We start from the raw sequence: 26333 nt of genomic DNA on the forward strand, positions 1-26333 counted from the left end.
CACTGGAACATACGGTCGAATGCCGTCCCGCGTCCACTCGGTTGCCGGTGCCCGCACGGCCGGACGACCGTGGCGGCCGACGGTGGCCCGACCGCTGCCGGGCCGCCGCGGTGCGGCCGGTGTCAGGGACCCGGTACCGCCGACGCCGGGAGGACGCGGATGCGCACCCCGGTCCGCCCCCGGGCCGGTGTTCCGTCCCGCGGTACGGGCCGCTCGACCGCGCGCGTCGGGCCGGCCACCGGCACCAGGTCGTCCGGGTGGACCACCTCACGCGGCGGGGACGGCCGGGTCCGCGGCAGCTCGCGCGCGTCCACGCCGGCCAGCCCGCGGGCGACCACGCGCCCGTCCTCGTCGAGCAGTTCGACCGGGTCGCCGGCCGCGAAGTGGCCCTCGACGCCGGTCACGTCCGCCGCGAGGAGCGGCCGGTTGTCCTGGACGACGGCGCGGGCCGCGTCCGCGGTGAGCCGTACGGCACCGCGCGGGGTGCTGGCGTGCTCCAGCCACAGCAGGTGGTCCGCGGCGCGCTCGCCGGTGCGGTGGAACAGGGTGCCCGTCCCCCGGCCGGCCAGGGCGTCGGCGGCGTGCCGGGCGGCCGTCAGTACGACCGGGATGCCGGCGTCGGTGGCGATCCGCGCCGCCTCCACCTTGGTGACCATGCCCCCTGTGCCCACCCCGGCCAGGCCGGCGCTGCCGAGTTCGACGTCCCTCAGGTCGCCGGGCCCGCGCACCTCGGCCAGCCGGCGCGCGCCGGGGCGGCCCGGGTCGCCGTCGTAGAGGCCGTCGACGTCGGACAGCAGGACCAGCAGGTCGGCGCGGACCAGGTGGGCGACGAGGGCGGCGAGCCGGTCGTTGTCGCCGAAGCGGATCTCGGCCGTGGCGACGGTGTCGTTCTCGTTGACGACGGGCACCGCGCCCATCGCGAGCACCTGGCTGAGCGCCCGGTGGGCGTTGCGGTACTGGGTGCGGCGGCCCACGTCGTCGGCGGTCAGCAGCACCTGCCCGACGCGCAGCCCGTGGCGGGCGAAGGAGGCGGTGTAACGGGCCACCAGCAGGCCCTGGCCCACACAGGCGGCCGCCTGCTGGCGGGCGAGGTCACGGGGACGCTCGGCCAGGCCCAGCGGTGCCAGACCCGCGGCGATGGCGCCGGAGGAGACCAGGACGATCTCGGTACCGGCCGCCCGGGCCCGCGCGAGCACGTCGACCAGCGCGTCCACCCGGTCCGAGTCCAGCCCGCCGACCGCGGTCGTCAGGGAGGAGGACCCCACCTTGACGACGATCCGACGGGCCGTCAGCACGTCGGCGCGCAGCACGTCTTCGGTCCGCCCGGTCACCGCAGGACCACCAGCGGACCGTCCGTGCGCGACGGTGCGTCGCCGCCGGGATCCGGGGTCGGTCCGACGGTTCGGGCGCTGACGGTGTCCATGACGGCGGGGGCCTCCGGGCGGGGGGTGGCGTGGTCCGTGTGCGGGGCGGAAGCGATGCCAACATCCGCAGAAGGCACAGGTGTTGAGTCGCCAAGTCGGCGCACCTCGCGCAGCAGCGCGTGCACCGTCTCCACGACGAGCACCGGTCGCTCGTACGGCAGGTCGTGCCCCTGGCCCGGGACGAGCTGGAGGGCCGCCCCGGGGACGGCACGGGCGAGCCGGCGGGCCTGGTCGGGCGGGGTGTAGCGGTCCCGGGTGCCGACCAGGACCCGGGTGGGCACCCGGGCCAGGGCGGCCAGGCGCCCGGCGCAGTCGTGAGTGGTGAGCGCGGCGAGGAACTCCGCGATGGTCAGCACCGGTACGTCCCGCAGTGCCCGCGCGTCGGCGCGCGCGGCCGCGCCCCGCCCGTCCCCGCCGAGCAGCGCCCGCCACAGCGGGGCCGTCGTCGGGTGGGAGAGCGGGCCGGTCAGCAGCCGGTGCACGGCGCGGGCGCACCGGGGCGAGCGCAGCAGCGCGTCGGTGGTGTGCCGCCGGGCCAGCGCCTGGCGGCGGTCGAGGCGGTGGGCGGACGGGGGCGGGACGTCACCCACCCCGTCCAGGCAGGTGGAGACGAGCGCGACGCCCGCGATCCGGGTCCCGAACAGGCCGGGGTGCCGGGCGGCCAGCTGCTGGATCGCCATGCCGCCCATGGAGTGCCCGACGAGCAGGACCGGACCGCCGTACGACGTCGTCGTCGCCTCGAGGACCCGGGCCAGGTCGTCGCCGAGCAGGGCCATGTCCAGCCGGGCCGAGCCGCGCCCGGAGGCGCCGTGGCCGCGCTGGTCGTAGGTGACCGTGCGCAGGGCCGGGAAGCCGGGGCGGGGCCGGGCCAGCGCGTCGACGTGGGGCCGCCAGTCGCGCGCGGACATGGTCCAGCCGTGCGCCAGCAGCACCGTGGCGTCGGCGTCGGCGGGGCCGTGGGCGCGTACCGCGAGGTCCGCGCCGTCGTCGGTGCGCACGGTGCGGTGCGTCCGGCCGGGGCGGGCCGGGGCGGGCGGCGTCACGACGCCGGTCCGGAGCCGGCGCCGGCGACGCGGGGACGGGGTCCCCGGGCGCGTGGCGGCCGTTCGGCGCGGGAGGTCCGGCCGCGGGTGCAGAGGGAGGCGAACTCGGCGAGCTGCCAGGCCTGTTCGACCTGGCGGCAGGTCATGCCGAGCGCGCCGGCGATGCGCCGCGGGCCCCAGCCGTGGTGGCGCAGGAACCACACGTACGCCGGGCGCTCCCGCTGCTGGGGGCGGAGCCGGCGGCGTTCGTCCGCGAGGAGGGCGTCGAGCTCGGGATCGGGGGCTCCCAACGACGCCGCGATGCGCAGCAGTTCGCGGCGCTCGCGGACGTTGAGGCCGCCCCAGATGCCGGTGCTCTCCTCGTGCCGTAGGGCCTCGCGCAGGCAGTCGCGGGAGACCGGACAGCGGGCGCAGACCCGCTTGGCGGGAGCCTCGGGGTCGTGGTCGCCGGACCTGCCGGCGGACGGGAAGAAGGTCTCGGGGTCGGTGTCACGACAGGCCGCGCGCTCCACCCAGGGGTCGGTGCCCGCGCGCTGGGGTGCCGGTGCGTACATGGCGGTCGGCCCTTTCTCGACGGAAGGCGGCCGTATCTGACCCCACGATAAACTCAACAAGCGATGATTTCAATGCTTGTTGAGTTCCCTCCGGGTTACGTCCCGGTGTCCGGCCTGTGCGCCGACGGTGTGGTTGAGATTTGGACGATCGGTGCAGGTCCGATGGATTCCACGAGCGTTGAAATTCACCCTTGATGAGTCAACTCCCTTGTCGTACCGTCGCTTTCGTAAGCCACCGCCGAAGCCCGCGAGGGCGTCGGGGCGCCGACATGCCCGGCACCGGCTCGCGCAGCCGCGGCCTGCTGAGAGCGCCCCCGGCGGAAGTGTCACGTCCGTGCCCCCCGGTCATCGTCACCGCCGGGCCGACGTTTCTTGTTCGCGCCGTCAAACGGCGCTCGCAACGGGGGAGCGCGACCGCGCACTGGGGAGTGCGCGGCGTGCGGGGAACTTCCGAGGTGAGGGCTGCTCGTCGCCGCGCGGTGCCCGCTGTCCGGGCCCGCGACGGCCGGTTTCCGCCCGCCGGGCGCGGGCTCGTGCACGCACGCCACGTCACAGCGTCCTTGGAGACCCCATGCCCGTCGTCAGTGCACCCGTGGTCGTCCTGCCGCGTCACCAGGTCACCACCGAGGAAATACTCGAGCGGATCGAGGAGGTCTACCCGGACCACCCGCGTCTCGCCCACCTCAAGCGCTTCATCCGCGCCACCACCGTACGGACCCGCTGGTACACCCGTCCGCTGGCCGAGCAGTGGTGCACGGACGGCTCCGTCGCGGACCGCACGCGCCGGCACCTCCAGGACTCCCTCGAACTGGCTGAGTCGGCCGCACGAGGCGCCCTCCTGGAGGCGGGACTGCGCCCCGAGGACGTCGACGCCGTCGTGGTGGCCAGCGCCACCGGCCACAGCATCCCGGGGCTCGACGTCCCGCTCCTGGACAGACTCGGGCTGCGGCCCTCGGTGCGCCGCATACCCGTGACCCAACTCGGCTGCGGCGGCGGGGTCTTCGGCATCTCCACGGCCGCCGAGCTGGTCACCGCGCGTCCCGGCAGCACCGTGCTCGTGGTGTGCGCCGACGTGTTCAGCCACTACCTGCACCAGGGGGACACCGGCCTGGACGGCATGATCTTCAAGGGGATCATCGGGGACGCGGCCGGCGCGTGCGTGGTCACCTCCGACGCACGCGGTCCGCACCTGGAACTGCGCGACTCCGGGGAGTGGCTGCAGCTGCACCGCGGCAGCGATGTCGTGGGCTCGTTCGTCGACGACGACGGGCTGCATACCTTCAACTCACGGCGCCTGCTCCCCACGATCGCCGGGGTCATGCCCCACGTGAAGGAGTGGTTCGGGCGCGCGGGGTCCGACGGCATGCACGCCGGTCCCGACTTCGTGGTCTCCCACACCGGGAGCTCCAAGGCGCTGGACGCCGTCGTGGCCGGCCTCGGGGCCGACCCGGAACTCTTCGGCCTGGCCCGTGACTCACTGCGCGAGGTGGGCAACGTGGGCTCGGTGTCCGTCCTGGAGGTCATGGAACGGACGTTTCGCAAGCCGCCCGAGGACGGTGCGCACGGCCTCGTGGTCTCGCTCGCCCCGGGCGTGTCGGTGATGGCGCTCCGGGTGGTGTGGCACGGCTGAGCCCGAGGCGCGGAGGGGTGGGTCCGGCGCGGACCGGTGAGGGCCCGTCGGGAACGCGCCGACCGCGGAGGGGGTGGCCCCGCGCAGTGGGACACCGGGGGAGGGGGGTGACCTTTCGGGTGTGGCCCCTCGCTGGTCGGCTGCCCCGTGTCGCCGGCCGGCTCAGTCCGCCGCGGGGTCGTGCGGCCGGCGGGGTGCCAGCGTCGCGGACAGCCGCAGCTCCAGGGCCGGCACCACCCAGGCGATGAACTCCTCGAAGTCCATGGAGGCGAGCGGCTGGATCCGGAGCACGTACCGCATCAGCGCCAGCCCCGCGAGGTGGCCGGAGGCCAGGGCCGCGCGGGTCGTGGCGTCGGGACGCTCCTTGTAACCGGACGCCTGGGCCCAAGCCTTGGTGCTGGCCTCGATGCGCTCGCGCAGCATGTCCGAGGTGGCGCTGTCGGCGAGGCCCGCCCGGTAGATGGCGGTCATCGCGTAGCGCGTGCTCTCGTGCTCCCAGAACGAGAAGTACGTCTGGGCGATCCACGTCGCCTCGGTGGCGGCCGTGTCGACGTCCGGCATGTTGTCGAAGCTCGCCGAGACGCTGAACGAGGAGTTGATGGCGGCGTCGAAGACGCCCTCCTTGTTGCCGAAGAAGTGGTGGACGAGTGCCGGGTCCACCTCCGCGTCCTCGGCGATGGCCCGGATGGTGGTGCGCGCGTACCCCCGGTCGGCGAAGAGGTGCAGTGCCGATTCGAGGATCTGCTCGCGGGTGCCGCTGTCACCGGGGCGGCGTCCACTGCGGGCGCGTCGCGGGCGCGTGTCCTTGGCGGACGCCGAGGCGGCCCGGCCGCCCGACCCGGACTTGCGGGGGGCACTCGTCGAGTCGTATGTCTGCCTGGATGTCATGGGATCACTGCACTTCGCGGGGGGGTTCGAGCGATTAATTCACCGCATAGTGAAAACATCCTAGCAGGCGCTCCGGAGAGCGTCCATCCGCGGGCTCCGGCACGGGACCGCCCACCCGTGGCGGCCCGTTGGTCGACACAAGACTTCCCGCTCCGAGGGGAAAGATACTGCGGAAGTGGAATCCGACGGGAAGTCGGCGGGGGATCCGGCGCCGGCGTGCGGCCGGGGTCGAGGGGAGGGGCGGCCCTGCCGGTGTGCGGGCCGCGAGGGAAGTGGAAGTGGGGTGCGCGGTCGTGGTGGGCGTGGTGTCGTGGGCGGCACCGGAGCTGGAGTCGGTTCCCTTGGCCCTGCGTCGCCGCGAGCCCGAGCCGCCCTTCCGGCCCCCGACCCTCACCGCCCCCGGCGCCGACCGGAGCCCACGCCGTCCTCCCAGGCCCGCGGCCCCGGAGCTCCCGGCGCCCCGCACCACCGAATCCCGAGCCGCCCGCCCCCCGAACCACCCCCGCCTCACACCCCCTCGTCCACACCTCCCACCCCGAGCAGCGTCCGCCGAAGCCCCGGTGCGATCGTCGCGATCAGGGTCTCCACGTCCGGCGCGGCCACCGCCCGGACCCCGATGAGGTGCCGGACGAGAGCGACGCCGCCGAGCTGGGCGCCGAACAGGGCTGTGCGGAGCTCCGCGTCCTCGCCCGGGAGTTCGTGGTCGACCATCGCGTTGAGCGCCTCGGCCATGCGGCCGCGCAGCACGCGGGAGGCCTCCGCGTCGGACAGGGCGATCCGGTACAGCTCGACCAGCGGGGACTCCTCCTCCTCGCCGGGCTCCCACAGGGTGAGGTAGATGCGGGCCAGCCGGGCGGGCAGGTCCTCGTCGACGCCCTCGGCGACCGCCGGGCGCAGCAACCCCGCGACCTTGACGGTGCGTTCGACGAGGGCGCCGAGCACGGCGGCCTTGTCGGGGAGGAGTTCGCGGGCCTGGGCCAGGTCCAGGCCCGCCTCCTCGGCGAGTTCGGCGAAGTCGGTCTGGCGGTACCCCTTGCGGGTGAAGAGGGTGCGGCCCGCGGAGACCAGGGCCTGGGTGGCCTCGACGCGCGCCTCCGCCGCGTCCACTGCGCTGGTGACGGTCATGGTGGGCATCTCCCGTGGGTCCTCGGCCGGTCCGGGCGTTAATTCACTCTCCAGTGAAGTCTGTCTCTGTTGAATTAGTCAAGCGGCTCTGCGATGATTTCAACACTCGATGAGTTATTCGGCGTTCGCCGCCCGAGGAGGAATCGTGCAGTCCATCGGCATCACCGGAGTGGGCTCGTACCTGCCCGAGGCCATCGTCAGCAACGCGGAGATCGGGCACGGGGCCGGCGTGACCGACGAGTGGATCGTCCGCAAGACCGGCATACGCGAGCGGCGCCGGGCCGCGCCCCACCAGGCCACCTCCGACCTCGCCGCGGCCGCGGCCGAACACGCGCTGCGCCGGGCCGGGTTGTCGGCCGACCAGCTGGCGTACGTGGTGGTCGCCACCTCCACGCCCGACCACCCGCAGCCCGCCACCGCGGCGCTCGTGCAGGACCGCATCGGCGCCCGCGGGGCCGCCGCGTTCGACGTCAACGCCGTGTGCAGCGGCTTCGTCTACGCCCTGAAGACCGTGGAGAAGCTGCTGGCCGCCGCCGCGCCCGGCGAACCCCGGCACGGGCTGGTGATCGGCGCCGACCTGTACTCCCGCATCCTGGACTACGCCGACCGCCGCACCGCCGCGCTGTTCGGGGACGGGGCCGGTGCGGTCGTGCTCGGGCCCGTCCCGGCCGGGCGCGGCCTGCGGCACGTGTCCCTCGTCTCGCACGGCGACGCGCACGGCCTGATCCGGGTCGAGGCCGGCGGCAGCCGCCTCCCCGCCTCGCCGGTGACCGTGGCCGAGGGCGGCCACTACTTCCGGATGGACGGCCGCGGCGTGCGCGCCTTCGTCACCCGCACCCTGCCGCGCGAGGTCGGCCGGCTGCTGCGCGAGGCCGCCGTACCGCCGGACGCCGTACGGCACTTCGTCCCGCACCAGGCCAACGGCGCGATGCTCGCCGACCTCTGGCCGGACCTCGGGCTGCGCGGCGCCGACCTGCACCTCACGCTGGAGCGGTACGCCAACACCGGCGCCGCCTCGGTCCCGGTCACGCTCGCCGAGATGGACCGCAGGGGCGCGGTGGCCGCCGGTGACCTGGTGGTGCTGGCCGCGTTCGGCGGTGGCATGAGCCTCGGCACCGCCCTGCTCGACTGGACCCTCGACCCGGCCGCCCCGGCGCCGGACCCCGACCCCGTCCCGGCCGGCGAACTGCTCTCGCCGCTGAGCCGGTGAAGGGGGACGGCCGCATGAACACCCACGAGGGCACGACGGACCGCGCCGACGCCACCCCCGGGGCCCCCGCCGCCGATCTGCGGGGCCGGGTCGCCGAGTTGCATGCCCTGCGCGAGCGGGTCGAGCAGGGCGACGAACGGGCGACCGCCGCCCAGCGCGGCAAGGGGAAGCTGACGGCGCGGGAGCGCATAGGGCTGCTGCTCGACCCCGGTTCCTTCCAGGAGGTGGAGCCGCTGCGGCGGCACCGGGCGACCGGCTTCGGGCTGGAGGACCGGCGGCCGCACACCGACGGCGTGATCACCGGCTGGGGGACCGTGCACGGGCGGACCGTGTTCGTCTACGCCCACGACTTCCGCATCTTCGGCGGCGCGCTCGGCGAGGCGCACGCCCAGAAGATCCACCGCATCATGGACCGCGCGGTCGCCGCCGGCGCCCCGCTCGTGTCGCTCAACGACGGCGCGGGCGCCCGCATCCAGGAGGGCGTCACCGCGCTCGCCGGGTACGGCGGCATCTTCCAGCGCAACACCCGTGCCTCCGGCGTCATCCCGCAGATCTCCGTGATGCTCGGCCCGTGCGCGGGCGGCGCCGCCTACAGCCCCGCCCTGACCGACTTCGTCTTCATGGTCCGCGAGACCTCGCAGATGTTCATCACCGGCCCCGACGTGGTCCAGGCCGTCACCGGCGAGCGGGTCTCCATCGGCGCCCTGGGCGGAGCCGACGTGCACGCCGAGGTGTCCGGTGTCGCGCACTTCGCGCACGACGACGAGGAGACCTGCCTGGAGGAGGTCCGCTACCTGCTGTCGCTGCTGCCCCAGAACAACCGGGAGACGCCCCCCGCCGCGCTGCCCGAGGACCCGGTGGACCGGCCGTGCGAGGCCCTGCTCGACCTCGTCCCGGCCGACGGCAACCGGCCGTACGACATGCGCCGCGTCGTCGAGGAGCTCGTCGACGACGGGGAGGTGCTGGAGGTTCACGAGCGCTGGGCCGCCAACGTGGTGTGCGCGCTCGGCCGGCTCGGCGGGCAGGTCGTCGGCCTCGTCGCCAACCAGCCGCTGGTGCAGGCGGGCGTCCTGGACATCGACGCCAGTGAGAAGGCGGCCCGCTTCGTGCAGATGTGCGACGCCTTCAACATCCCGCTGGTCACCCTGGTCGACGTGCCCGGCTTCCTGCCCGGGGTCGACCAGGAGCACAACGGCATCATCCGGCGCGGCGCCAAGCTGCTCTACGCCTACTGCAACGCCACGGTCCCCCGGATCTCGGTCATCCTGCGCAAGGCGTACGGCGGCGCGTACATCGTCATGGACTCCCGGTCCGTGGGCGCCGACCTCACCTACGCCTGGCCCACCAACGAGGTCGCGGTGATGGGCGCGGAGGGCGCCGCCAACGTCGTCTTCCGGCGCCGCATCCGCGCCGCCGAGGACCCCGAGGCGGTGCGCCGGCAGCTCGTCAAGGAGTACCGGGCCGAGCTGATGCACCCCTACCACGCGGCCGAACGCGGCCTGATCGACGACGTGATCGACCCGGCCGACACCCGCCGGATCCTCGTCGAGTCCCTGCGCATGCTGCGCGCCAAGCACGCCGACCTGGCGGCCCGCAAGCACGGCAACCCGCCCCAATGACGAGCGAAGTGAGGGAACGTCACATGACGAGCACGGTCACGCACACGGACGGCTCCGCCACCGGACGGCCGGGGGCGCCCCTGGTCCGCGTCGTCCGCGGCGGCGCGCTGCCCGCCGAGGAACTCGCCGCGCTCACCGCGGTGCTGCTCTCCCGGGCCGCCGCCCTGACGGCCGGGGAGCCGCGGGATGAGCCGGTCACGGTCGTCCCCCTGTGGGAGGGCCCGGGCGCCCGCAGCACGCCCTACCGCTCACCGGTGAGCTGGCGCGACTGAGCCCCGCGCCCGGCGCCCCGCAAGCGCGGGTGGTCATGACGGCGGCCCGGGAGGTGTCCCTCCCGGGCCGCCGTCGCGTCCCGCCGGGCTCAGGAGCGCCCCGCCTCCCCGTGCTCGGCCCCTGCGGACGTGCGGGCGCCCTCGCCCGCCACCGCACCCGCCTGGGCACCGGCGCCCGTCGGCTCCGGTGCGGCGTCCAGCGGCTCCGGTGCACCGTCCTGCGTACCGCCCGTCGTCCCGTGCACCGCCTCGACGGCACGCAACGGGCGTACGTCCTCGGCGAGTCCCGCGCCCCCGGTGTACGCGTCGTCCGCGGCGTCCCGGGCCGCGGCCACCGGCGCCCCGGTCCCCGGCGCGTCCACGGTGCCCACGGGGTCCGTCTGCCAGGCCCCCTCGCTGTCCTCCAGCGGGCCCTCGCCCCACACGCCCTCGCCCGCCTCGCCCGCGTAGGGCGTCGCGACCAGGGCGTCCGAGGCGGCCCGCGGACCCGGTGCGGCCCCCGCCCCGTCCTGCGTCGCCGTGCGCTCGGGCACCCGCACCGCCACCGGTGCCGCACCGCGCGCCGTCGGGCCCTCCGCGCCGCACCAGTGGAGCAGGGTGCGCCGTACCCGGTCCTGGTGGCCCTCCGGGTCGGCCTCGCCGTCCGCCCAGGCCACGTAGCCGTCGGGGCGGACGAGCAGGGTGCTCAGGCCGGCCAGCCTCGCGGGCGGCTCCTCGACGCGGACCGGGCAGACGCGGGAACCCCACGCCTCGCCCAGCGCGGCCGCGCGGCCGGCCGGGGTGAGGTCGAGCAGCAGGAAACGGCCGTCGCGCATCAGCTCGTAGAGGCGGACCGGGGTCGCGCCCGGGCGGCGTACCGTCAGGTCCGGCACCCGCTGCCCGGCGCGCAGCGCGCGGCCGCCGCCGCGGCGGGCGTAGTCCGAGCGCAGCCCGGAGATCGCCTCGCCGGCGACGCGGCGGACCCGGCGGCTGCCGAGGAGCCGGGCCAGCGCGGTGCGCCGCAGCGCGGTGAGCGCGGGGGAGGGGCTGGTGGCGATCCAGGTGGCCCGGTCGGTGGCCCGCAGGATCCGCGCGGCCTGCGGGCGGCGCTCGGCCTCGTAGGAGTCGAGCAGCCCGGGCGGGGCCCAGCCCTGTATGCGCGCGGCGAGCTTCCAGCCGAGGTTGACGGCGTCCTGGATGCCGAGGTTGAGCCCCTGGCCGCCCAGCGGCGAGTGCAGGTGCGCGGCGTCCCCGGCGAGCAGCACGCGCCCGGTGCGGTAGTGGTCGGCCAGCCGCTGGTGGATCTTGAACCGGGCCAGCCAGGCCGGTTCGTACGGCTCCGGGTCGAAGCCCAGCGAGAGGGACATCAGCTCGCCCAGCTCCTCCAGCGTCACCGGCTCCCGGGTCCAGGGCCGGTCCCGGCGGGCGACCGCCACCCGGTACAGGCCGTCACCGTAGGGCACGGTGACCATCACCGCGCCGTTCCCGGCGAGCACCACCACGTCGTCGACGGGCGGCGGCTTGCGCAGCCGCACGTCCGCGAGGACCGGTGCGATGTCGTACGTCCGGCCGCGGAAGGCGATCCCGGACAGTTCTCGGACCGCGCTGTGCGCGCCGTCGCAGCCGACGACGTAGTCCGCGGTCTCCTCCCACTCCTCGCCGCCCGCGCGGACCTGGAGGGTGACGCCGCTGTCGTCCTGCTCCAGGCCGAACACCTCCGCGTCGCGCACCAGGGTGACGCCGAGCTTCAGCGCGTGGTCCTGCAGCACCTCCTCGGTGCGGCTCTGCGGCACGACGTGCAGGGCGGGGAAGCGGGTGTCCAGCTCGGTGAAGTCGACGACGGCTCCGCGCGCGGGGTGCAGCCGGCCCACGGGGCGTCCGTACGCGGTCAGCGCGTCGGCGTGGCCGCGCAGGTCCAGCACCTCCAGCGTGCGCGCGTACAGGCCCATCGCGCGGGACTGCGCGGAGGTGGTGAGCCGGCGTTCCAGCACCGTGCAGGAGACGCCGGCGGCGGCCAGTTCGCAGGCCAGGGCGAGGCCGGTGGGCCCCGCCCCGACGACGATGACGGAGTGGTCGGGAGTGGTGGTCATGGTTTCCTCCTGGAGACGTCGGGCAGGGGCAGGGCAGGCGCGGCGGCCCCGGCGGGCACGGCCGGCTCGCGTCCGATCCGGGCCGCCCAGGCGCCGGCACCGAGCACCAGCGCGCCGAGCAGCAGCCAGCCCGGCGCGCCCTGCCGGACCACCAGGAAGGTGACGACCAGCGGTCCGTAGGTGTTGCGGGCGGCGTTGCCCAGGCTGAAGAAGGCCAGGTAGACCTGGCGGCGGTCGTCCGGGGCGAGGTCGTAGGAGATGGCCCAGGACCCCGCCTGCTGGTGCATCTCCGCGAACGCCTGGAACGCCACGGCGACGAGCAGGACGGCCACGGCGGCGGGCGTCGGCAGTGCGCCGGTCAGGGCGAGCCCCGCGCAGCACACGGCCAGCAGCAGCCCGCTCAGCCGGAGCGCCCGGCCGCCCTCCTCGGCGGTGCGGGTGGATCGGGTGGCCCGCACCTGGAACAGCACCACCACCGCCGTATTGAGCACCAGCGTCCAGGCGATCACCGGCCGGGGCAGCGCGTCGTGCGCCAGCACCCACAGTGGTACGCCCGCCGTCAGCACGGTCACGTGCAGGCTGACGGCGGAGTTGAGCGCGGTCAGCGCGGCGAACCGGCGGTCGCGGAACACCCCGAGCCGCCGCCGCAGCGGCAACGGGCCCCCGCCACGCGCCCGTTCGCCCTCCGTGGTGCGCAACCGGGCGACCAGGACGGCGGCGAGCACGAACGACAGCGCGTTGGCGAGGACGACGGCCACGTACACGGCGTCGGCGTCGCGCACCAGCGCCGCGCCCGCGCCCAGCCCGCCGAGGGCCAGCCCCAGGTTCTGCAGGGACCGCGCCCGGCCCATCGCCCGCACCCGCTCCGCCTCGCCCACCGCGACCGCGAACAGGCCCTGCACCAGCGGGGAGGCGGCCCGGTCGGCGACGGCGAGCAGCGCCACCACGACCAGGAAGGACCCGAAGCCGGGCACGAACGGGTAGCAGACGAGCAGCGCCGCCCGCGCCAGGTGCGCGGCGACGAGCGTACGGCGGGGCCCCACCCGGTCGGCCAGCACCCCGGTGGGCACCAGCAGCGCGAAGGACGCCGCGCCCGCGACGGACAGGCCGACGCCCACCTGGCCCGCGCCCAGGCCGAGGTAGCGGGTGAAGAACACGACGGAGACGGACATGTACAGCCCGCTGCCGAGCGCGTCGACGAAGACCGCGACGAGCAGGGCCGTCGCGGTCGTGCGCACCGGGGTCCTCATGTCCCCTCCGTTCACTGTCGTCCGGGTGGCTGCCGCGCACGCGGTGCGGCCGGTCAGTAGTAGCGGCGCATGACCTCGTCCGCCCACGCGGGCTGGAAGACCTCCTCGCGCGGCCCGAACTCCCTGAGCCACGGCTTGAGGTCGAGCACCGGGGTGCCGTCCACCGCGTCGAGCCCGGCGACGTGCACGTCGAGTCCGGCGACCTTCAGCAGCCGGCAGCGCGAGACGCCGATCCGGTTGGGCCGGTTCTTGCCGCGCTGGGCGAAGATCCCGGTCAGCGGCCAGTCGGGGTTGCCGCGCGGGTGCCGGGCGCCGGTCTGCACCTGGTGCGGCGGCACCCGGTGGAAGCGGAAGACGACCTCGGCGTGGGAGAACGTGTCGAGGCCGAGCAGCGCCTCGGGCGTGAAGCGGGCCGCGTCGAGCCGGACGACCGAACGGACGTCTCCCCAGTCGTCGTCGGTGAGTTCACGCCGCTCGCTGTGCACGAACCCGATGGGCAGCACGTCGGTGAGGGCGTCGGGAGCGGAGGGCTCCCCTGCCCCGATCCCGTCGCGCACCAGCAACTCGCCCGCCGCGGCCCGCTGCACGGTCAGGTACACCTCCTCCGGGCGCACCCCGAGCAGGTCGACCAGCCGCCGCTGCAGCAGCCGCAGCAGCGCCCCGACCTGCTCGGTCCCGTAGGTCTCCCGGCACGTCACGAAGCCGACCGGGGCGGCGGAACCGGCCCGCCACTCGGGCCGGTGGGCCTCGTCGGGATCCAGCCGGTGCCACCACACCCAGCAGTGCCCGGCGGGCAGGCCCAGCAGCGCGGTGACCTCGTCCGCGAGCCGGCCGAGGGCGGCGCCGCCCGGTCCCGCGGCCGGCGAGTACAGCCTGATCACCGGCATCTCAGCGCACCTCGTTCAGCGCTTTGACGCCGATCACCATGCAGGTGCGCACCGGGATCAGGAACTCCCCGCCGTCCTCGCGGATGCCCAGCGCGTCCCGGTGGGCGGCGGGCGCCGCGGCCAGCCGGGCGCGGATCGCCCGCTCGGCCTCCTCACCGGACGACGCGATCTGGCACCAGCGGGCCACCGGCACGCCGGTGCGGCTCTCGGCCTGACCGCCGCGCGCGACCGGCACGTTGAGGCCGGCGCCGAGCAGGGCGTCCACCCACTCGGTGAGGGTGTGGCTGCGCACGTGCGTGGGGTCGTGCAGGACCTCCAGCTCGTGGTTGAGGGCGTCGACCTCCGGGTCCTCGTGGCCCTCCAGGTCGATCACGGCGAGCCGGCCGCCCGGGCGCAGCAGCCGTGCCATCTCGCGCACGGCGAGCGGCAGGCTGGGGAAGTGGTGGGGCGCGAGCCGGGACACCACCAGGTCGAACGAGGCGTCCGGGAAGGGCAGTTCGTCGACGGTGGCGCGCACGGCCTCCACCTCGGCGCCCCGCTCGGCGGCGAGCGCGCGGAAGGAGTCGAGCATCGAGGGCGCCGGGTCCACGCCCACCAGCCGGGCGGGCCCGTCGGCGGCGAAGGACAGCGCCAGGTGGCCGGCCCCGCAGGCGACGTCACAGATCGCGGCCCCGGTCTGCGGGCCGAGCGTCTCGTGCAGCGCCTCCATCGTCGGGCTCGACCGGTGCACCTCGCTGGTCGCGAAGTTCGCGGCGATCTTGTCGAACCGCCTGCTGGAGAGCGTCTCACTGCCGGGCATGGGTCCCCTTCCGTCGTCCGGCCGGATCTCAGGTGGCGGCGCCCGCGAGGGCCGCGAGCGTCGTGAGCGGGTCCCGGGCCGGACCGGGACCGCACGGGTGGAGGGTGTGCCCGAGCCCCGCGAGCACGTGGACGCGCACGCCCAGCGGGCGGGGCCCGATCAGCCGGCGGGCCGACCAGTCGGCGTACAGCAGCGGCTCGAAGACGGCGGGCGGCAGCGTGGCGTCGTGCTCGTCGGCGAGGTAGCCGACCAGGTCGTGGCCGCCGTAGACGAGGTCGAGCGTGTCCACGCGGGAGGTGACGAAGGCGTCCTCCTCGATCACCGTGCCGACCAGGACGACGCGTTCGGCCCGTGGCGGCGTGCCGGTGCACAGCAGCCGCAGCAGGGCATGCCCGCCCAGGGAGAAGCCGATCAGGGTCAGCGGGCCGGCCAGGAGGTGGCGGTGCGCGTCGAGGAGCCCGGCGAGACGGGCGGCGCGGGCGTCGCGGTCGGCCTCGGTGGCGGGCGCGCGGCGGTCGCGGGCGGGCATGTCGCACTGGAGCACCTGGGCACCGGAGGCGACCAGACGGTCCGTCAGCCGGGCCAGCAGCAGGTCGTCCCGGCCGTCGCCGTCCAGGACGGAGACGCTGCCGGGGCCCGCGAGCAGCACGGTGGCGCACGCCGGTCCGGGCGGGAAGGTCCGGCCGAGGCGGTACGTCGGTCCGGCCGGGTCGGTGCGCCAGGTCAGGCGCCGGTGCGCGCTCACCGGCTCACCGGCGGCAGACGGCCTCGGCGAAGTCGCCGATGCGCTGGTGGAAGTAGACGCTGATGATCTCCTCGTGCAGGGCCTCGCCGTCCAGCGTCGGCACCACGGCCTCCGGCTCGTCCGGCACCGGTGCGACGAACCCGCGCTCGGCGAGCTCGGCGAAGACGGAGGCGAACGGCTCGTCGTGGAAGATCTCGACGCCGAACCGGCGGCGGAAGCGCTCGGCGCGGATCGGCTGGTTGGCCTTGAACGCGAACCCGAGGACCATGCCCATGGCCTGGTGGCCCGTCAGTCGGCGTCCCGGCGCGAGGGGCAGGCCGGGGCCCGCCTTCATCCGGCGGGCGTAGCCGGTGATGTCGGCGGTGTTGTGGGTCTGCACGACCGTGTCGTCGTCGCGGGTCAGCCAGCCGTAGGCGCCGGGCCCGAAGGCGATCATCGTGTCGTGGCGCTGCCACTTGTTGCGCGAGACCCGCGGGATGTTGCCGTCCGGGTAGGTGCCGGGCCGGTTCCACCAGCCGCACGGGCTCGGGTGGTACCCGGCGTCCAGCAGCAGCTCCACGACCGCCTCGCGCATCGCGTAGGTCTCGCCCACGCTCGGGAAGGCGTACTGCGCGTCGAGGCGGCTCTTGACGCTCGGCACGTTCCACACGGCCCGGTTGCCGATGCCCATGCCGGCCCGGTCCGCGTTGCGCAGCCGGTAGACGGTGATGGTGGGCACGCCGAGGTCGACCAGCCGCCGGATGTCGTCGGCGACCGTCGCGGTGGTCTGCTGCGGCAGCCCGAACATCATGTCGACGTTGTACGGCTTGCCGGTCGCCCGCAGCTTCTCGATCGCGCGCAGCGACATCACCGCGTCGTGCCCGCGGCCCGCGAACGCGTTGACCTCGCTCTGCAGCGACTGCACGCCGACGCTGAACCGGTTGAAGCCCAGCGCGCACGCCTCGGCCAGCTCGTCGCCGAGGAAGTTGTCGGGGTTGCCCTCCAGGGAGATCTCGCAGTCGTCGCCGAGCCGGTAGTGCTCCCTCATGTGCGCGACCAGCCGCGCCAGTTGCTCGGTGCCGAGCAGCGAGGCGGTGCCGCCGCCGAGGTAGACCGACTCGATGGGCGCCCGCTCCAGCCAGGGGGCGTGGGCGAGGCGGCGGGCGGACTCCTCGAGGAGCAGGTCGGTCCACACCCGCGGGGCGCGCGCGCCCTCGGCGCCGTCGGGGACCTTGCGCTTGACGTAGTTGCAGAAGTGGCAGACGTACGCGCACAGCGGGACGTGGAAGTACAGGTGGGCCGGCCGGCCGGCGCCCGGGTGGGTGCGCAGGGCCTCGGCGACCTCGTCCTCGGAGAGCCGTTCGCCATAGTTGGCGGTGACGTTGATGTTGTAGTCGTCCTGGTCGATGCGCAGGGCGGGGTTCTCCCGGAGCAGCCGCGCCAGTCCGGTGCCGGGGCGCGCGGCCGGGGTGCGGCGCACGGCGGTGGTGGTGCCGGTGGTGCTCATCGCGACCTCGTCTCCTTCGGGGCTGTGCGCGACGGTCGCCCTCCCGGCCCGCGCCAGGGAGGCGGGCCGGGAGGGAGGCGCCGTACGCCGACGGGGGGTCGGAGACGTACGGCGGCCTCTTCACGGCCCGTCCCTCAGCGGGCCGCGAAGTCTTCGGCGAGCGCCGGTCAGACCTCGACCTCGATGACCGTGGCCTCGGTGATGTTGGTGGCCTCGACCAGCGTCTCGGCGGGCGCGGTGGCCGACGCGGCGCCCACCGCGCTCAGCGTCACGCCCTCCTGGCCGGGCTCCAGGTGGATGCGGATGACCTTCTTCTCCTCGGGCATGGCTCGTTCCCTTTCGTGGTGGGGCGGCACGGGTGGTGCCGCCCGGACAGGGGCCCGCTCACGTCGTCGGGAGCGGGGGCGCTGGGCGCCCGGCCGGTCGCCGGGCGGCTGCGGCCTACGGCGTAGCGGCCGGACGCGGGGTGAGCGTCAGCGTGACGCCCCGCTCCCGGCGTTCGCGCCAGTAGCGGCCGGCCCGCAGAGTGAACTCCTGGAGGTACTCGGTGGCCCCGCAGCCCTTCTCGTCGCCGGTGATGTTGCGGGCCAGCGGCGGGCAGCGGAACTGGCACCAGATGTCCTCCCGCGCGACGGGGCAGGTGCCGCACACGGTGTGGTCCTCGAAGCGGATGTCGCGGAAGGCGTCGAAGCCGTTCTCCCAGATCTCGGCGAACGGCTGCCGGGTGACGTTGCCGGCCCGGTGGAGCTGGCCGGACATGCAGTTGCTGCACGGGTAGACGTCGCCGCGGCTGTTGACGTAGACCACCGAGCGGCCGCACTTCTCCTGGCCGACGGCGCGTTCGAGGCGCTGGCAGAACTGGATGGTGTCCACCCCGCGGATCTCGTCCGCGGCCCGCCGCGCGGCGGGGGCCCGCGGGCCGTCCGGGGCCGGCGGTCCGGCGGGGACGGAGACGTCCTCGGACGCGCCCTCGGACGCGTCCTCGGGCTCGCCCGAGTAACGGTCCATGCAGCGCCGGTAGACCGCGAACACCTCGTCGAGGTCGCCGGGGCGCAGCAGCATGTCCGGGTGGAGCAGGGCCCGGCCCACCGGGTGGGTCTCCAGCCACTGCGGCCGCGGATAGCCGTTGCGGGCGCACCAGTCGAAGATCTCCTCGGCGTCCTGGATGTTGTGCCGGTGCACGGAGATCGCCGTGCGGAACACGTGCCCGTGCGCGCGCATCGCCTCGAACGCCCGCTTCAGCTTGGGGAAGTCCATCCGGCCGCGCACGGTGCGCTCGGGGTCGGCGGTGTCGAAGCTGATGAAGAACGACTGGCCCGGCGGGATCGCCGCGAGCTTCTCCTCGGTGACCAGCAGTCCGTTGGTGAAGATCTGCGTGCTGAACGGCTTGCTCCGCGCGTGCCGGATGATCTCCACGGCGTCGCGGTGGGAGAAGATCTCACCGCCCGTCAGGAACACCTGGAGCACGCCCGCGTCGGCGAAGTCGTCCAGCAGCGATGTGATCATCGGGGTGGACATCTCGTCCGGCCGCTTGAGCGCGGAGTCCGCGTAGCAGTGCCGACAGCGCAGGTTGCACAGGTTGGTCGTCTCCACGAACGCGATGGCCGGGGCGGGCAGGTGGAACCGGTCCAGCGTCACCAGTGGATCGCTCAGCGCGTGGGTCATCAACTCCTCAGCGGGCACCGGCGATCCGCCGTTGTGGCGGTGGATCAGCGGCTCGGCCGAGGCGGCGAGGAACTCGACGTGCCCGTTCGGCAGGAGGGCGACCAGGCCGCCCTCGTTCACCTGGAAGGGAATCTTCTGCACGAGCCCTGCCTTCCGGCCACATGAAGTCAACAGGTGTTGAACTCATTACGTGTTGAACTCTACGAGCCGGGCATTCCCTTGGCAAGGGCCCCGCCACGGCTCGCGCGCCTGTGGTGTGCGCGGCGGTACGAATGCCACGCTGGATCCATGGACCTCCCTTTTCTGTCCAAGTGGCGCAAGAGGCGTGAGACGGCCACCGCGGTCGCGGTGTTCCCGGACAGCGACAGCGGCGGCGACGCAGACGGCGGGGCCGGTCGTGGCGGGTACGCCGCACTGCTCGGCGAGTGCGAACTGCTGCGCTCCCTGGCGTCCCGCGCGGGGGTCCGGCTCGACCACACCCCGGCCTCGCTGGAGGCGCTGGACCAGCTGGTGCCACGCTGGCGCGACGACGAGGAGATGCTGCCCTGGCTCGGCAACGACGCGGGCCTCTACCTCGGCACCGTCGTCGTGCGCACCGTGCCCGGCGCCGGCTGGCGGATCCTGCCGGAGGGGCGCCCGGTGGTCCGGCTGGCCTCCGGCCGGGAGGTCGACGTGGTCCTCGAGGGCCGTACCTGGGCGATGACCGGCAGCCCCGAACTCTTCCAGGTGTACGCCGAGATCGCGGAGGCGTGACACCGTGCCGACGCGGGGGAGCGGGAGTCGGTGAACCCCTGGCCCGATCTGCGGCTTAAATACGGCTAATGCCTGAAAAGTGCGTGTCGTGCCTGTGGGTCCTCCCGGGCTGGATAGTTTGCGGCAGCACGACACAGCTGAGAGTGAGTAGGGCCGGGCATGGCTGTCGATCGTTTGATCGCGTCGCGTGACGTCAACGAGCACTCCGGGGAGCCATCGGGCGACATCGAGGACCGCCGCAGCACGCATCACGGGCACTGTCCGGGGCCCGTGCGCCCACGCTGTCCGTGCCGCGCGTGTGTTCCGTGCCGCCGCCGTGCACAACGAGCGCCGTGCGCCCGTCAGTTGGGGGCCAGACCTTTCGCCGCGCCCCGCCCGCCCCTGGGGGCCGGCGCTGCCGGTGTCCGCCCGAGCAGGACCGTCGCGCCGGGCCTCGACTAGGATGTGCCGTTCATCCCTGTGGTGGGGGTGATGTCGCCGGTCCTCCGGGAAGGGCGACGGGGAGACTGCCGCCGGGGAGGGGACCCTCGCGCAGGGGGGCGGCAGTTCACGAGAGCCATACCCGCCCGGTCGCGCGGCCGGAGATCACTGCTCGCGTGGCGGGACCGTCGGACACGGCGGATCGCCGCCGGCGAGGAGAAGGTCAGCCGCGCGCCGGTCGGGTTGCGCTCGAAGGAGTGCCCCGGTGCCGCCGGGGTGCGCCGTCAGGACGCCCGGTGCGAGGCCCGGTTCGGGGTGGCCGTGCGGTCCGGCAGCGCGGTTCGGGCCGCCTGGGTCACGTCCGCCACCAGCTCCACCACGTCCGGCCCGTACGCCTGCGAGTTGACGACCCTCAGCAGCAGGGCGAACGAGGAGTTGCCGTACTTGCGGGCCAACCACTCGTGGTGGCGGGCCAGGTAGCGGGTCGCCGCCTGGTTGGTGATCGCGCGCTGCCCGCAGAACAGGAACACCGGCCGCGCCTCCCGCCGCTCACCGGCCGTCAGCCGGGCCAGCAGCACGTACTCGCTCACCCCCGGCTCCATCCGGTACCGCTCGCCGCCGATCTGGAACGCCCCGCGGTCCGGGCCGGGTTCCGGGTCCACGTTGACCCGCACGCCCGGCAGCAGCGACGCCAGGTGGGCGAGCATCCGCCGGTTGGAGGCGGGACCGCCCACGCAGAACTCGGTGCGCTCGCCGAACCCCTGCTGGGCCGCGTCGTGCGCGACGACCTGCGCGTGCGCGCGGCAGTCCTTGATCAGCGCGGCCAGTTCGAGCAGCGCGAAGACGTCGAAGCGGGTCACCGTGAGGTCGGGGCCGCCCGCGTCGCGGTTGACCACCAGCAGTGACTCGGAGTTGTCCGGCAGGCCGAAGAAGGCCTGTTTGCGCCGCAGCCTGCGCTTCCAGAGGTAGGTGCGGGCCACCCAGCCGAGCGCGGCCGATATGCCCGCGGCCACCACGCCCAGGACGATGTTGCGCACGTCGTCGTTCATGGGCGCGCATGCTAGCGGTCACCCGCGCCTCGGACGTACCCGTGTTCGACGTGTGGCGGTCGTATGACAGAGCCCGGGAGGGTCTGTCCGGACCGGGGCGGATGTCGTTACGCTGCGCTGACGTTCCTGCACTGGAGGTACGGATGCGTCTGCGTCGCCCTGTCGCGCGGAAACTGTCGGTACTGGCGGTCTCGGCCGCCGTCGTCTCGGTGGGAGCGGCGGCGCCGCCCGCCGCCCAGCGAACGGCCGGGGAGAAGGTCCCGGTCGCCGTCGGCTACGGCGGCGCCGTCTCCAGCGTCGACGCCGACGCGTCCGCGGCCGGCATCGAGGTACTGCGCAAGGGCGGCAACGCCGTCGACGCGGCCGTCGCCACCGCCGCCGCCCTCGGTGTCACCGAGCCCTACTCCGCCGGCGTCGGCGGAGGCGGCTACTTCGTCTACTACGACGCCAAGTCCCGCACCGTGCACACCATCGACGGCCGCGAGACCGCGCCCCTGAGTGCCGACCAGAACTTGTTCACCGAGAACGGCAAGCCCCTCGCCTTCGCCGACGCCGTCACCAGCGGCCTGAGCGTCGGCACCCCCGGCACGCCCGCCACCTGGGCGACCGCGCTGTCCCACTGGGGCAGCAGGAAGCTCGGCACCGTGCTGCGGCCCGCCGAGCGCCTCGCCCGCGACGGGTTCACCGTCGACAGCACCTTCCGCAGCCAGACCGCCGCCAACGAGACCCGCTTCCGCTCCTTCCCGGACACGGCGGAGCTGTTCCTGCCCGGCGGGGCGCTCCCGGTCGTCGGCTCGACCTTCAAGAACCCCGACCTCGCCCGCACCTACGAGGAACTGGGCCGCAAGGGCGTCGACGCCCTCTACCGCGGCGACCTCGGCCGGGACGTCGTCGCCACGGTGAACAAGCCGCCCGTGGACCCGGCGTCGGGCTGGAACGCCCGCCCCGGCCGGCTGACCACCGCCGACCTCGCGGCCTACCGCGCCAAGCTCCAGGCGCCCACCAGGACCAACTACCGCGGGCTGGACGTCTACTCCATCGCGCCCTCCTCCTCCGGCGGCACCACCGTCGGCGAGGCCCTCAACATCCTGGAGCGGACCGACCTGTCCAGGGCGAGCGAGGCGCAGTACCTGCACCGCTACATCGAGGCCAGCCGCATCTCGTTCGCCGACCGCGGGCGCTGGGTCGGCGACCCCGCCTTCGAGGACGTCCCGACCAGGGAACTGCTCTCCCAGCGCTACGCCGACTCGCGCGCCTGCCTGATCAAGGACGACGCGGTGCTCACCAGCCCCCTCGCCCCGGGCGACCCGCGCCACCCGGCGGCCTGCGCCGGCCCCGGCACCGCGGCGCCGACGACGTACGAGGGCGAGAACACCACGCACCTCACCGTCGCCGACAAGTGGGGCAACGTCGTCGCCTACACCCTCACCATCGAGCAGACCGGCGGCAGCGGCATCACCGTCCCGGGACGCGGCTTCCTGCTCAACAACGAGCTGACCGACTTCTCCTTCGCCCCGGCCAACCCGGCCGTCCACGACCCGAACCTGCCCGGCCCGGGCAAGCGGCCGCGGTCCTCGATCTCCCCGACGATCGTCCTGGACCGCCACGGCCGGCCGGTCGTCGCGCTCGGCTCGCCGGGCGGCTCCACCATCATCACCACCGTGCTCCAGGTGCTCACCGAGTTCCTCGACCGCGGCCTGCCGCTCGTCGACGCCATCGCCACTCCCCGCGCCAGCCAGCGCAACGCCGCCCAGACCGAACTCGAACCCGGCCTCTACGACAGCCCGCTGCGGGCACAACTGGAGGGGATCGGCCACTCGTTCAAGCTCAACCCGGAGATCGGGGCGGCCACCGGCGTGCAGCGGCTGGCGGACGGCCGGTGGCTGGCCGCCGCCGAGACCGTGCGCCGCGGCGGCGGCTCCGCCCAGGTGGTGCGCCCGGCGCGGTAGGGGACCCGCTGGTCACAACTCCGGTGCGGGGACGGAGGGTTCGTCGGTGCGGAAGACGAGCCCTGCGTCCCCCACGTCCACCGTGACCCGGTCGCCCTCCTTGACCCGCCCGTCGAGCAGCAGCCGCGACAGCTGGTTGTCGACCTCCCGCTGGATCGTGCGGCGCAGCGGGCGGGCCCCGTACTCCGGCTGGTAGCCGCGCCCGGCCAGCCAGTCCACGGCCGCCGCGGTGAAGGTCGCGGTGATGCCCTGCGCCTGGAGCAGCCGGCGGGTCTTCTCCAGCAACAGGTCGGTGATCCGGCGCAGTTGCTCGGTGGACAGCTGCCGGAACACCACGATCTCGTCGATCCGGTTGAGGAACTCGGGCCGGAAGTGGTCGCGCAGCGGCCGCAGCACCTGCTCGCGCCGCGCCTCCTCGTCCGCGTCGGTGCCGCCCGCGCCGAACCCGATCCCGGCGCCGCGCCGGGTGATCGCCTCCGAGCCGAGGTTGCTCGTCATCACCACGACCGTGTTGGTGAAGTCCACCGTGCGGCCCTGCGCGTCGGTGAGCCGTCCGTCGTCCAGCACCTGCAGCAGGACGTTGAAGACGTCCGGGTGCGCCTTCTCCACCTCGTCGAGCAGCAGTAGCGAGTACGGGTGCCGGCGCACCACCTCGGTGAGCTGGCCGGCCTCCTCGTGGCCGATGTACCCGGGCGGGGCGCCGACCAGGCGGCTGACCGTGTGCCGCTCCTGGTACTCGCTCATGTCGAGCCGCACCATGCGCTCCTCGCTGCCGAACAGCGCCTCGGCGAGCGCCCGGGCCAGCTCGGTCTTGCCGACGCCGGTCGGCCCGAGGAACAGGAAGCTGCCGATGGGGCGGTCGGGGCTGGCGAGCCCGGCCCGCGAGCGCAGCACGGCGTCGGACACCACCCGCACCGCCTCGTCCTGGCCGACCACCCGCTGGTGCAGGTGCTCCTCCAGGCCCAGCAGGCGGTCCTTCTCCTCCTGGGTGAGGCTGCTGAGCGGGATGTGCGTCAGCCGCGAGACGACCTCGGCGACGGCCTCCGCCGTGACCTCCAGCTCGTTGCCCTCGTCCACCGTGCCGTCCTGGGCGGCGTCCGCGATGCGCTGCTTCAACTCGGTGATGCGGTCCCGCAGTTGGGTCGCCGTCTCGTACTGCTCGTCGGCGACCGCCTGGTCCTTGTCCAGGGTGAGCTGCTCGACCTCGCGCTCCATGGCGCGCACGTCGGTGCCCTTGCTGCGGGCGCCCAGCCGTACCCGCGCCCCGGCCTGGTCGATCAGGTCGATCGCCTTGTCCGGCAGGCGTCGGTCGGTCAGGTAGCGGTCGGACAGCTCCACCGCCGCCACCAGCGCCTCGTCGGCGTAGCGGACCTGGTGGTGGGCCTCGTAGCGGTCGCGCAGGCCCCGCAGGATCTCGATGGCGTCCGGCACCGACGGCTCCGGCACCAGGATCGGCTGGAAGCGGCGGGCCAGCGCCGCGTCCTTCTCGATGCGCCGGTACTCCTCCAGCGTGGTCGCCCCCACGATGTGCAGCTCGCCGCGGGCCAGCGCCGGCTTGAGGATGTTCCCGGCGTCCATCGACCCGCCCTCGCCGCCCCCGCCCGCGCCGACGACTGTGTGCAGCTCGTCGATGAAGACGATCAGCCGGTCGGAGTGGGCGCGGATCTCGTCGACGATGGTGGTGAGCCGTTCCTCGAAGTCGCCGCGGTATCGGGTGCCGGCCACCACGCCCGTCAGGTCCAGCGCCACCACCCGCCGTCCGGCGAGGATGTCGGGCACGTCGTTGTCCGCGATGCGCTGCGCGAGGCCCTCCACGATCGCGGTCTTGCCGACGCCGGCGTCACCGATCAGCACCGGGTTGTTCTTGCCGCGCCGGGACAGCACCTCGATCGTCTGCTCGATCTCCTCGTCCCGGCCGATCACCGGGTCGATGCGGCCCTGGCGGGCCATGTCGGTGAGGTCGCGGCCGTACTTGTCGAGGGTCGGCGTGGACGTCGGGCGCTGCCCCTGGGCACGGGCCGCCGCGGGCGGCGCCTCGGGCGTCTCGGCGGGGCCGCCGGGCGCGAACCGGGCCTGGTTGAGGATGTGCCCCGCCGCCGAGTCCGGGTTCGCGGCCAGCGCGCTCAGCACGTGCTCCGGGCCGATGTAGCCCGCGCCGCGGGACCGGGCCAGGTCGTGGGCGTCCAGCAGGGCGCGCTTGGCGGCCGGGGTGAGGGACAGCGAGGTGGGCGGCGGCGCCTCGGCCGGCGGCTGCTGCGCCGGGCCCGAGCGCTCGTCGATCTCCGAGGCGAGCGAGTCGGGATCGGCGCCGGCCCGGCTGAGCAGCGACCTGGTCGGCTCCGCCGCGAGCGCCGCCCGCAGCAGGTGCTCGGTGTCCAGGTCGCGGCTGCCGTGCTCGGCGGCGTACTGGGCGGCGCCGCGCACCAGTTCCCTCGCGGGCTGGCTGAGGAGCTGGCCTATGTTGATCTGCCGGGGGCCGGGGCGGGGCCCGCCGAAGAAGCGGGCCAGGAACTCGCCGAAGGGGTCGCCGTAGCCCTCCGGGCTGGTGAAGCCGCTGGTCATGGCGTTCCGTTCGTTGACTGCGCGGGCTGGCCGGGTGCCCGGTCCGTGCCGGACTTACACCACCATGGCACGGTACGTACGGAACGGCGCGTCCTGCCTGGTGGGGCGCCGTGCGCCCCGGTCGGCCGGGGCTCTCGGTGCCTCTCAGTGCCTCTCAGTGCCGCTCGGTCAGCACCCTCGGGCCGCTCTCGGTGATCGCCACCGTGTGTTCCGCGTGGGCCGCGCGCGAGCCGTCGTTGGTGCGCAGCGTCCAGCCGTCCGGGGCCACGTGGTAGTCGTCGCGGCCGCCCGCGAGCAGCATCGGCTCGATCGCCAGGACCATACCGGGGCGCAGCGGCAGCCCGCGGCCGGGGCGGCCCTCGTTGGGCACCGGCGGGTCCTCGTGCATACGACGGCCGATGCCGTGGCCGCCGAAGTCGTCCAGGATGCCGTAGCCGGCCGAGCGGCAGACGGTGCCGATGGCGTGGCCGATGTCGCCCATGCGGTTGCCCGGCACGGCGGCCGCGATGCCCGCGGCCAGGGCCCGCTCGGCCGTCTCGACGAGGCGGGCGTCCTCCGGGCGCGGCGTGCCCACCACGAAGCTGAGCGCGGAGTCGCCGGCCCAGCCGTGCAGCTGGGCGCCGAAGTCCAGCGAGACCAGGTCGCCGTCGCGCAGCCGGTAGCCGGTCGGGACGCCGTGGACGATCGCGTCGTTCACGGAGGTGCACAGCACCGCCGGGAACGGTGTCGGCGCGAAGGACGGCCGGTAGCCGAGGAACGGCGACGTCGCGCCCGCCTCCCGCAGCACCCCGTGGGCCAGCTCGTCCAGCTCCAGCAGGGAAACGCCCACGTCGGCGGCATCGCGCGCGGCCGTCAGGGCCCGGGCGACGACCTGGCCCGCCTCGTACATCGCGTCGATCGAGGTCTTCGTCTTCAGTTCCACCATGACAATTAT

21 protein-coding genes and 1 pseudogene are annotated in these 26333 nt (G+C 74.4%); 6 read left to right on the forward strand and 16 right to left on the reverse strand.

Annotated features, from left to right (window positions below):
* Positions 1–122 precede the first annotated feature (122 nt).
* From proB to AQJ30_RS39220, 3 genes and pseudogenes are all read right to left on the reverse strand, one after another.
* On the reverse strand, positions 123–1331 hold the full coding sequence (proB, locus tag AQJ30_RS07720) for a glutamate 5-kinase (protein ID WP_067230254.1): 1209 nt from the start codon (positions 1329–1331) through the stop codon (positions 123–125).
* Positions 1328–2467 carry an alpha/beta fold hydrolase gene (locus AQJ30_RS07725; RefSeq protein WP_067230256.1) on the reverse strand — a complete coding sequence of 380 codons (1140 nt, stop codon included), beginning with the start codon at positions 2465–2467 and terminating at the stop codon, positions 1328–1330. The genes proB and AQJ30_RS07725 overlap by 4 nt, the downstream gene beginning before the upstream one ends.
* Positions 2468–2763: 296 nt before the next feature.
* A pseudogene (locus tag AQJ30_RS39220) lies at positions 2764–3021 on the reverse strand (WhiB family transcriptional regulator); the annotation flags it as partial.
* 571 nt (positions 3022–3592) lie between these two features.
* Here AQJ30_RS39220 and AQJ30_RS07735 point away from each other — a divergent pair.
* Complete coding sequence (locus AQJ30_RS07735; protein WP_067230261.1) at positions 3593–4651, forward strand: beta-ketoacyl-[acyl-carrier-protein] synthase family protein; 1059 nt, start codon at positions 3593–3595, stop codon at positions 4649–4651.
* 162 nt (positions 4652–4813) lie between these two features.
* On the opposite strand, the gene AQJ30_RS07740 is transcribed toward AQJ30_RS07735, so the two are convergent.
* Positions 4814–5539 (reverse strand): TetR/AcrR family transcriptional regulator, encoded by a 726-nt coding sequence (locus tag AQJ30_RS07740; protein WP_067230263.1) that lies wholly within the window; start codon positions 5537–5539, stop codon positions 4814–4816.
* Between the two features lie 507 nt (positions 5540–6046).
* Positions 6047–6673, reverse strand: a complete 627-nt coding sequence (locus AQJ30_RS07745) for a TetR/AcrR family transcriptional regulator (RefSeq protein ID WP_067230265.1) — start codon at positions 6671–6673, stop codon at positions 6047–6049.
* Between the two features lie 136 nt (positions 6674–6809).
* On the opposite strand from AQJ30_RS07745, the gene AQJ30_RS07750 reads away from it, so the two are divergent.
* The 3 genes from AQJ30_RS07750 to AQJ30_RS07760 are packed head-to-tail and all read left to right on the forward strand — an operon-like array spanning position 6810 to position 9765.
* Entirely contained in the window at positions 6810–7874 is a 1065-nt protein-coding gene (locus AQJ30_RS07750; RefSeq protein ID WP_067230268.1) for a 3-oxoacyl-ACP synthase III family protein, read from the forward strand.
* A 14-nt stretch (positions 7875–7888) separates the two neighbouring features.
* Entirely contained in the window at positions 7889–9493 is a 1605-nt protein-coding gene (locus AQJ30_RS07755) for an acyl-CoA carboxylase subunit beta (protein WP_067230271.1), read from the forward strand.
* Positions 9494–9516: 23 nt separating this feature from the next.
* Complete coding sequence (locus AQJ30_RS07760; RefSeq protein ID WP_067230274.1) at positions 9517–9765, forward strand: acyl-CoA carboxylase subunit epsilon; 249 nt, start codon at positions 9517–9519, stop codon at positions 9763–9765.
* A gap of 89 nt (positions 9766–9854) precedes the next feature.
* On the opposite strand, the gene AQJ30_RS39755 is transcribed toward AQJ30_RS07760, so the two are convergent.
* From AQJ30_RS39755 to AQJ30_RS07795, 8 genes are all read right to left on the reverse strand, one after another.
* Positions 9855–11834: an FAD-dependent oxidoreductase gene (locus tag AQJ30_RS39755; protein WP_067230276.1), complete on the reverse strand. Its 1980-nt coding sequence runs from the start codon at positions 11832–11834 to the stop codon at positions 9855–9857.
* The gene (locus AQJ30_RS07770) at positions 11831–13084 is read right to left on the reverse strand and encodes an MFS transporter (protein ID WP_067230279.1); all 1254 of its coding nucleotides are present in this window, start codon (positions 13082–13084) and stop codon (positions 11831–11833) included. The genes AQJ30_RS39755 and AQJ30_RS07770 overlap by 4 nt, the downstream gene beginning before the upstream one ends.
* Before the next feature lie 53 nt (positions 13085–13137).
* Positions 13138–13584: an SAM-dependent methyltransferase gene (locus AQJ30_RS40075; protein ID WP_067231000.1), complete on the reverse strand. Its 447-nt coding sequence runs from the start codon at positions 13582–13584 to the stop codon at positions 13138–13140.
* 388 nt (positions 13585–13972) lie between these two features.
* Positions 13973–14770 (reverse strand): class I SAM-dependent methyltransferase, encoded by a 798-nt coding sequence (locus tag AQJ30_RS07780; protein WP_211278939.1) that lies wholly within the window; start codon positions 14768–14770, stop codon positions 13973–13975.
* Positions 14771–14798: 28 nt separating this feature from the next.
* Positions 14799–15515 (reverse strand): alpha/beta fold hydrolase, encoded by a 717-nt coding sequence (locus AQJ30_RS07785; RefSeq protein WP_067230282.1) that lies wholly within the window; start codon positions 15513–15515, stop codon positions 14799–14801.
* Positions 15516–15519: 4 nt separating this feature from the next.
* Positions 15520–17001 carry a coproporphyrinogen-III oxidase family protein gene (locus tag AQJ30_RS07790; RefSeq protein WP_079083911.1) on the reverse strand — a complete coding sequence of 494 codons (1482 nt, stop codon included), beginning with the start codon at positions 16999–17001 and terminating at the stop codon, positions 15520–15522.
* A 167-nt stretch (positions 17002–17168) separates the two neighbouring features.
* Entirely contained in the window at positions 17169–17327 is a 159-nt protein-coding gene (locus tag AQJ30_RS38385) for a hypothetical protein (protein WP_158690554.1), read from the reverse strand.
* A 115-nt stretch (positions 17328–17442) separates the two neighbouring features.
* Complete coding sequence (locus AQJ30_RS07795; protein WP_067230284.1) at positions 17443–18807, reverse strand: radical SAM/SPASM domain-containing protein; 1365 nt, start codon at positions 18805–18807, stop codon at positions 17443–17445.
* 147 nt (positions 18808–18954) lie between these two features.
* On the opposite strand from AQJ30_RS07795, the gene AQJ30_RS07800 reads away from it, so the two are divergent.
* The gene (locus AQJ30_RS07800) at positions 18955–19419 is read left to right on the forward strand and encodes a DUF6278 family protein (protein ID WP_067230286.1); all 465 of its coding nucleotides are present in this window, start codon (positions 18955–18957) and stop codon (positions 19417–19419) included.
* 704 nt (positions 19420–20123) lie between these two features.
* Here AQJ30_RS07800 and AQJ30_RS07805 read toward each other — a convergent pair.
* Positions 20124–20888: a hypothetical protein gene (locus AQJ30_RS07805; RefSeq protein ID WP_211278940.1), complete on the reverse strand. Its 765-nt coding sequence runs from the start codon at positions 20886–20888 to the stop codon at positions 20124–20126.
* A gap of 149 nt (positions 20889–21037) precedes the next feature.
* Between AQJ30_RS07805 and ggt the strand changes: the two genes are divergently transcribed.
* Positions 21038–22837 (forward strand): gamma-glutamyltransferase, encoded by a 1800-nt coding sequence (gene ggt, locus AQJ30_RS07810; protein WP_067231009.1) that lies wholly within the window; start codon positions 21038–21040, stop codon positions 22835–22837.
* A 12-nt stretch (positions 22838–22849) separates the two neighbouring features.
* Here ggt and AQJ30_RS07815 read toward each other — a convergent pair whose 3' ends face one another.
* Entirely contained in the window at positions 22850–25399 is a 2550-nt protein-coding gene (locus AQJ30_RS07815; RefSeq protein WP_067230289.1) for an ATP-dependent Clp protease ATP-binding subunit, read from the reverse strand.
* 154 nt (positions 25400–25553) lie between these two features.
* On the reverse strand, positions 25554–26324 hold the full coding sequence (map, locus tag AQJ30_RS07820; protein ID WP_067230291.1) for a type I methionyl aminopeptidase: 771 nt from the start codon (positions 26322–26324) through the stop codon (positions 25554–25556).
* Between the last annotated feature and the right edge of the window lie 9 nt (positions 26325–26333).

Source organism: Streptomyces longwoodensis (assembly GCF_001514125.1).
Classification (GTDB): Bacteria; Actinomycetota; Actinomycetes; order Streptomycetales; family Streptomycetaceae; genus Streptomyces; species Streptomyces longwoodensis.